The organism is Micromonospora sp. NPDC051296 (genome assembly GCF_040682255.1).
Classification (GTDB): Bacteria; Actinomycetota; Actinomycetes; order Mycobacteriales; family Micromonosporaceae; genus Micromonospora; species Micromonospora craterilacus.
In genome coordinates this window covers 1-6931 of the sequence record NZ_JBFBAO010000365.1, presented here as the reverse complement: position 1 = coordinate 6931, position 6931 = coordinate 1, and the positions used below count along the sequence as shown (strand labels likewise).

General features: G+C 72.3%; 6 protein-coding genes and 1 riboswitch. Of the genes, 3 read left to right on the top strand and 3 right to left on the bottom strand.

Features of this window, described 5'->3' with window-relative positions:
- Positions 1 to 719, top strand: a 719-nt coding sequence (locus AB0M52_RS28065; RefSeq protein ID WP_363959773.1) for an endonuclease/exonuclease/phosphatase family protein, incomplete at its 5' end; no start/stop codon positions are given.
- 6 nt (positions 720 to 725) lie between these two features.
- Here AB0M52_RS28065 and AB0M52_RS28060 read toward each other — a convergent pair.
- Positions 726 to 1613, bottom strand: coding sequence for a tetrahydrofolate dehydrogenase/cyclohydrolase catalytic domain-containing protein (locus AB0M52_RS28060; RefSeq protein ID WP_363959770.1), 888 nt, complete (start codon positions 1611 to 1613; stop codon positions 726 to 728).
- 11 nt (positions 1614 to 1624) lie between these two features.
- A riboswitch (ZMP/ZTP riboswitch) is annotated at positions 1625 to 1709 on the bottom strand.
- Positions 1710 to 1779: 70 nt separating this feature from the next.
- The gene (locus tag AB0M52_RS28055; protein ID WP_363959767.1) at positions 1780 to 2841 is read right to left on the bottom strand and encodes an FAD-dependent monooxygenase; all 1062 of its coding nucleotides are present in this window, start codon (positions 2839 to 2841) and stop codon (positions 1780 to 1782) included.
- Between the two features lie 54 nt (positions 2842 to 2895).
- Here AB0M52_RS28055 and AB0M52_RS28050 point away from each other — a divergent pair, with 54 nt between their 5' ends.
- Positions 2896 to 3477 carry a TetR family transcriptional regulator gene (locus tag AB0M52_RS28050; RefSeq protein ID WP_363959764.1) on the top strand — a complete coding sequence of 194 codons (582 nt, stop codon included), beginning with the start codon at positions 2896 to 2898 and terminating at the stop codon, positions 3475 to 3477.
- On the opposite strand, the gene AB0M52_RS28045 is transcribed toward AB0M52_RS28050, so the two are convergent.
- Complete coding sequence (locus tag AB0M52_RS28045) at positions 3465 to 4466, bottom strand: tyrosine-type recombinase/integrase (RefSeq protein WP_363959761.1); 1002 nt, start codon at positions 4464 to 4466, stop codon at positions 3465 to 3467. The genes AB0M52_RS28050 and AB0M52_RS28045 overlap by 13 nt on opposite strands.
- A 494-nt stretch (positions 4467 to 4960) precedes the next feature.
- Between AB0M52_RS28045 and AB0M52_RS28040 the strand changes: the two genes are divergently transcribed.
- The coding region (locus AB0M52_RS28040; RefSeq protein ID WP_363959758.1) for an amidase family protein at positions 4961 to 6931 on the top strand (1971 nt) is incomplete at its 3' end.

The window sequence follows — 6931 nt, the reverse complement described above, 5'->3', positions numbered from 1 at the left end:
CCGCCCGGCTCGCCGCCGCCGTCAGCGACCTCGACGCCGACGTCCTCGCCCTGCAGGAGGTCGACCGCGACCAGTCCCGCAGCGGCAACCTGGATCTCACCGCCATCGCCGCCCAGGCGATGGGAGCCGCCGAGCACCGCTTCGCCGCCGCCGTGGTCGGCACCCCCGGCGAGGCGTTCCGCCCACTCACCCACGACGACGACGGCCACGGCGAACCCTGCTACGGCGTCGGCCTGGTCTCCCGCCACCCGGTCACCACCTGGCGGGTCACCCGGCTGCGCCCCGCACCGGTGCGCTCCCCGGTGTACGTGCCCGGCCCCGGCGGCGGCCTGGTGCTGCTACGCGACGAACCCCGCGTGGTGCTCGCCGCCGTGCTCGACACCCCACGCGGCCCGCTCACCGTCGCCGCCACCCACCTGTCCTTCGTGCCCGGGTGGAACGCCCGCCAACTGCGCCAGGTCGTCCGCGCCCTGCGGTCGCTGCCCGCCCCGCGGATCCTGCTCGGCGACCTCAACCTGCCCGCCTGGGCCGTCCGGCTGGTCTCCGGCTGGCGGCTGCTGGGCCGCCGGCCCACCTATCCCGCCGGGCAACCCCGCGTCCAACTCGACCACGTCATCGCCGACCGGCAGGGCTTCAACCAGCTCCCGCCGGTCACCACCGTACGGACCCCGCTGTCGAGCATCTCCGACCACCGACCCCTGCTGGTCGACCTCGGATAGGCAGCCCTACGGCTGACCCGCCAGGCCGGCGGCTGACCGCGCCGCCCGCAACGCGTTGCGGAACAACATCGCCACCGTCACCGGACCCACCCCACCGACCCGCGGCGTAATCGCCCCCGCCACCCGATCGCACGACGGATCCACGTCCGGCAACAACCGCCGCCCCTCGTACCGCACCCCACCACCGACCACCACCGCGCCCGGCCGCACATGCTCCGGCCGCACGATCCCCGGCACCCCGGCAGCGGCCACCAGGATCTCCGCCCGCCGGGTGTACCGCGGCCAGTCCGCCACCCCCGTGTGCACCACCGTCACCGCCGCGTTCGCCGTCGGCCGCTTCTGCGCCAGCAGCAACGCCAACGGCCGCCCCAACGTCGCCCCCCGACCCAGGACCACCACCTCCCGACCGGAAACCGGCACCCCATGGAACGCCAGCAGCGCCTCGATCCCCGCCGGCGTACACGGCAGGGGAGCGGGCAGCCCCAACGCCAGCCGGCCCATGTTCACCGGATGCATCCCGTCGACGTCGGAGTCCGGATCGAGAACCTGCAACGCCCGGTCGTAATCCAGACCACCAGGAATCGGATGCTGCACCAGCACCCCGTGCACACCCGGGTCCGCGTTGAAATCGGCCAGCACCGCATGCAGGTCGGCCTGCGACGCCGACGCCGGCAACCGTACGTGCGGCGAATCGAAGCCCAACTCCGCCGCCTGCCGCTGCTTGATCCGGATGTAACCGGCGCTCGCCTCGTCGTCACCCACCAGCACCGTCGCCAGCGCCGGGGTCACCCCCGCCGCCCGCAACCGCGCCACACCATCGGCCACCTCGGCCAGGATCATCTCCGCCACCGGCCCACCGGGCAGCAGCCGAGCGGTCGTCATCGTCGTCGACATGGCTCACCTCGCGCGGAGGCCCAGGCGGACGACCTCCACGACGAGAGCTTCCCGATGGTCGATCCCATCCTCGGTGCCGCCAGTCGCGTCACCGCCAGCCTGCCACACCGCGCCCAGGCCACGCCATCACCCCCGGGCGCGCCCTGGGCGGCGATCACGCGACAGATCAGCCCGGGGGACCGAACGCCAACGCCAACCGCACCGCCGCGTCCCGCACCCCGATGAACCGGCGCACCTGCGCCAACCGACCCGCCCGCACCGCCATCGCCGCCATCCGCTGCGTCGGCCCGCGCCGCAGCCCGTCGTACCGGGCCAGCGCCGAGGACACATCCGGCGCCGCCGCCAACGCCTCCGACAACGCCACCGCGTCGACCAACGCCTGACAGGCACCCTGACCCAGATCCGGCGTCATCGCGTGCGCCGCATCACCCAGCAACACCCGGCGCCCCTGCACATACGTCGGCAACGGCGGCAGGAAATGCACGTCGTGATGCAACAACCCGGCCGGATCGATCCGCCCCAGCACCGCCGGCAGCGGATCGTGCCAGTCGCCGAACCACCGCCGCAACGCCGCCAGATCACCCTCCGGCGGCCGGTACCCCTCCGGCGCGGCCACCGCCGCGTACCAGTTCGTCACCCCGGGGGACTGCGGCGTGACCCCGAACTTGCGGCCCCGCCCCCATGTCTCACCAGCCGCCGGCACCTCCAGCGGCACCGTGCCCCGCCACGCCGTCACCCCCGCATACCGCAACGGATACCGGTCACCGAACATCGCCGCCCGGGTCGCGCTGCGAATCCCGTCCGCACCGACCACCACGTCGTACCCGTCGGCCAACGCCGCCGGATCGGCCACCACCGAACCGAAGCGCACCGTGCCCGCCGGCAGCGCCTCCGCCAGCAACCCCAGCAGCGCCGGACGCGACAGCAGCCGCACCCCCTCGCCGTGCCGCCGCCGGATCCGCCCCGCATCCAACCTGGCGATCAACGAACCGTCCGGCCGGCGCATCGCCCCGTCCGGCTGCGTACGCCCCCGCTCGCGCGCGACCGGCCCGAGCCCCAGCCGGTCCAGCGCGCGCAACGCCGACGGCCAGATGCCCAGCCCGGTGCCGGTCTCCGGCAGCCCCGCGGCTCGCTCGAACACCGTCACCGTCCACCCGGCCCGCAGCAACCCGTTCGCCACCGCCAGCCCACCGACGCCGCCCCCGATGACGGCCGCAGATCCCCGCATCAACCGACCGTACTACATATGTAGTTGCCCGCACTACTGCTGTAGTTTCAGCCCGTGGACGCCCGCCAACGACAACTCCTCGACGCCGCCATCACCGTGCTCGGCAGCCGCGGCACCCGCCACCTCACCCACCGCGCCGTCGACGACCAGGCCGGCCTGCCCACCGGCTCCACCTCCAACCGCTACCGCACCCGAGAAGCCCTCCTCGCCGGCGTCCTCACCCGCATCCTCGACCTCGAAACCAGCGGCTGGCACCAACTCGCCGGCAACCTCCACCACATCGACCCAGACACCTTCACCACCACCCTCGGCGTCCTCGTCCACCACCTCGCCACCACCGGCCGCACCCTCACCCTCGCCCGGCTCGCCATCTTCGCCGAAGCCGCGCACCAACCCGCCCTGCAACAACAGATCGCCCACGGCCAACGCGACCTCGCCGCCTGGGCCACACCCCTGCTCGCCGCCCTCGGCGCCCGCCACCCGGCCACCGCCCTGCGACTGCTCCTCGCCCTCGTCGACGGCCTGCTCAACAACCAACTCGCCAACCCCGACCCGGCCTTCGACCCCACCACCGCGATCGACACCGTCCTGCCGGCGATCCTCAGCGCCGCCCCGGCGGCCTCTCAACCGGCCTGACCCCGGGCCAACCCCACCAACGCCCGGTTCGTACGGTTGGCCCGCACCGCATCCCGCTGCTGCCCGGCGGTCACCTCGATGTACGTCTGCGACGACGCCAACGACGCGTGCCCCAACAGCCGCATGATCTCCGCCGCACCCGCACCGTCCTCGGCCAACCGCGTCGCGAACGTGTGCCGCAACGCGTGCAACCGCGCCCCACGCGGCACCCGGTCACCGATCCCGGCCCGCCGATAGCAGGACTCCACCAGATACTGCAGCCCACCCCGACGCAGCGGCTCACCCCGCCGGTCCACCAGCAACGGCGAATCCGGCCGCACCGTACGCGAGCCGAACCGGCGCACCCGACTGTCCAGATAGTCCGCCAACACCGCGTCCAGATCCGGCTCCACCGGCAACACCCGGGGACGCCCACCCTTGCCGGCCACCTCCAGCCGGCGCTCGCCGGGCCGGCCGGCCAGCGAACCGACCCGCAGCGCCAGCAGCTCCGACAACCGCAGCCCCGCACACAGCGCCAGGGCCAGCACCGCCACGTCCCGTTCCGGCCACGGGTCACGCTGCCGCCCCTCGGCCCGGGCGGCCGAGGCGAGCAGCCGCTCGGGAGTGTCCTCGCCGCGCAGCGGCTTGGGTTGGGGCAGCGGTGACCGGGGGCGACCCACCGCCGGCATCGGGTTGCCGGGCACCACCTGCTCGGCCACCAGGAAGGCGAAGAAGCCGTTCCAGGTGGACCAGGCGCGCCCGACGGAGGCAGCGGCCCGGTCGGCGGCGAACCGGGCGAACGCCGCCCGCATCAGGCTGGGGGAGAGCGCGCCGAGCGGAAGGCCGTCGAGGGGGAGGGGAGGGGTGGCCAGCTCCGCAGCGTGCGCGGCGACGGTGGTCAGGTCCCGCCGGTACGCCGCCTGGGTGTGCGGGGAGGGCTTGCGGGTGGCGCGCGCGGTCAGAAACTCTTCAACCAGCTCCACAACCGCTTTACCCGATTTGTCATGCATAAGCCATATTATGCAGGTTTTTCGGGTTGGCTGGCAACGGAGGGGAGTGGCCCGCCCGCGGGTGGGCGCAGGGGCGGCAGACAGGAGCATGGCGGGTGCGTCTTGTGCCGTTGATACAAGACGCACCCGCAGCCCGGCACCGCGACCCGATGCGTCGGCGTAGGTGACCCATTGGGTCGCGGCACCGGCGAGAGGCGCGCACCGGCGGCTACGACCTGGAGGCCGTGCCGCCCGGCCCACCGATCGAACGGGGGCCGTCGGCGGCGCGGAGGAGATCGCTCCGGCCGTCAACTTGACATAATGTCAATTATCGAACCTACGGCGCCTGGGCAAAGCCGTGCCGATGGTTCCGAGGCCGACGCCCTCGCGCGGGTCCGTGGGAATCCCGTCACATCGTGGATCCGGAACGTCCGAGACATGCTCGCGAAACCATCCCTCGCCATGATTCCGGCGCTACCCAGGCTGCCCCCGCCTGGTACCTCTGAGGAGGAGAAATGCGCAGATCACCCGTTCCCCGCCCGATGGCGGCCATCCTGGTGAGCGTCGGAGTCGTCGTGGCGATGTCGGCGAACCCCGCTGCCGCCCAGGCCCCCGAACCCGCCTGCAAGGGCTACCCGACCCTCAATCTCGAGACGCTCACCGGCGAGCAGGCCGTGAAGATGATGGCCGACGGTGGGCTCACCTCCGTCCAGCTCACCTGCGCGTACCTCGACCGGATCGAGGCGTTGAACAAGCGCGGCCCCGGGCTCAACGCCGTCAGCCAACTCAACCCCGACGTCTTGAAGGACGCCGCGCAGGCAGACCAGGAACGCGCCAAGGGGCAGCTCCGCGGCCCCGCGCACGGCCTGCCGATCCTGTTGAAGGATCTCATCGACGTCAAGGGCATGTACACCTCGGCGGGCAACTACTCGCTGCGCGACTCGTACCCGGCCACCGACGCGGGCATCACCAAGAAGCTGCGGGCGAGCGGCGTCGTGATCCTCGGCAAGGTGGGCCTGTCGGAGTACGCGAACAGCTTCGGCAACCAGCCGTCGGGCTTCGGCAACCTGACCGGGCAGGTGCTCAACGGGATCGACGCCGACCAGAACCCGAGCGGCTCTTCGTCGGGCACCGGCACCGCGATGGCGGCGGCGATGGCGACGCTGGGCATCGGCACCGAGACCTCGGGCTCGATCATCAGCCCGTCCCGGGCGCAGAGCCTGGTCGGTCTGCGGCCGACCGTCGGGCTGGTGCCCGGCTACGGCATCGCCCCGATCCTCGCCTCGCAGGACACGGCGGGCCCGATGGTGCGTACCGTCTCGGACGCGGCGATGACCCTGCAGTCGATCGCCGGGCCCGACCCCGACTCCGACGCGGTGTACGTCGCCATGTTCGGACCCGACTACCTTGCCACCGGTGTTATCCCGACCCCGCCCAGCACGGTGCCGGACTACATGTCGGCGCTCGACCTCGACTTCGTCAAGGGTAAGAAGATCGGGTACAACGGAACCCTCACCGAGGGCAGCCCGCTCAAGATCGCGTACGACGCGTTGGCCGCGGCCGGCGCCGTCATGGTGCCACGCCCGACGGTGGCCGTCGGGCCGCGACCCAGCGTGCCCTCCGGCTACGAGCAGCACAAGGCCATCGACGAGTACTACAAGCGGCTCGGCCCCGACGCGCCCATCAAGTCGCTCGTCGAGGAGGTCGCCGTCAACCAGGCCGAGGCCCACCAGGCGCTGAAGTTCGGCAACGCCCGCCACCTCAGCGCCTCGCTGGTCGACGTCACTCCTGGTGGGGCGAACGAGGTGCAGTTCCGGACCAACCTGCCCCTCCAGAAGGCGGCCTACCACGAGGCCATCAACACCATGGTGGACTACCCGAACTCCGATCCGACCCAGCCGACGGACCCGGTCATCGCGATCCTCGGGTCGGTGCCGAGCGGGGCCCAGGCCGGCTACCCGGCCGTCACCATCCCGATGGGATACACCACGACGACCCGCCGTACCCAGGACGTGTCGGTGCACGGCGCCGCCTACAGCGAGCGCGACCTGATCGGCGTGGCGTACGTGATCGAGCAGGCCACCAAGCTGCGCCAGCCGGCGAGCAGGGTGAACCCGAGCATGTACCGGTGCGCGCACACCCGGCCCGCGGCACCATTTGCCAACCGGGGCGGCTGCAATCCGGACTACGACGCGGTCATGACCATGCTCGGCGGCAAGGAGCCGCCGGTCCTGCCGTTCTCGCTCGAGACCGAGTCGGTGCAGAGCCTGAAGGCGCGGCTGGACGCAGGAACGCTCACCTCCGAGGACCTGGTCCGGGCGTACCTGTACCGGATCGCGCTGACCAACGCGGAGGGCCCGGCCATCCAGGCGGTCAGGGGGCTGAACAAGGACGCCATCAAGGACGCGAAGGCCGCGGACCGGGACCGGCGGAAGAAGGGCACCACCGGGCCGCTGTACGGCATCCCGGTGCTGCTCGACGACTCC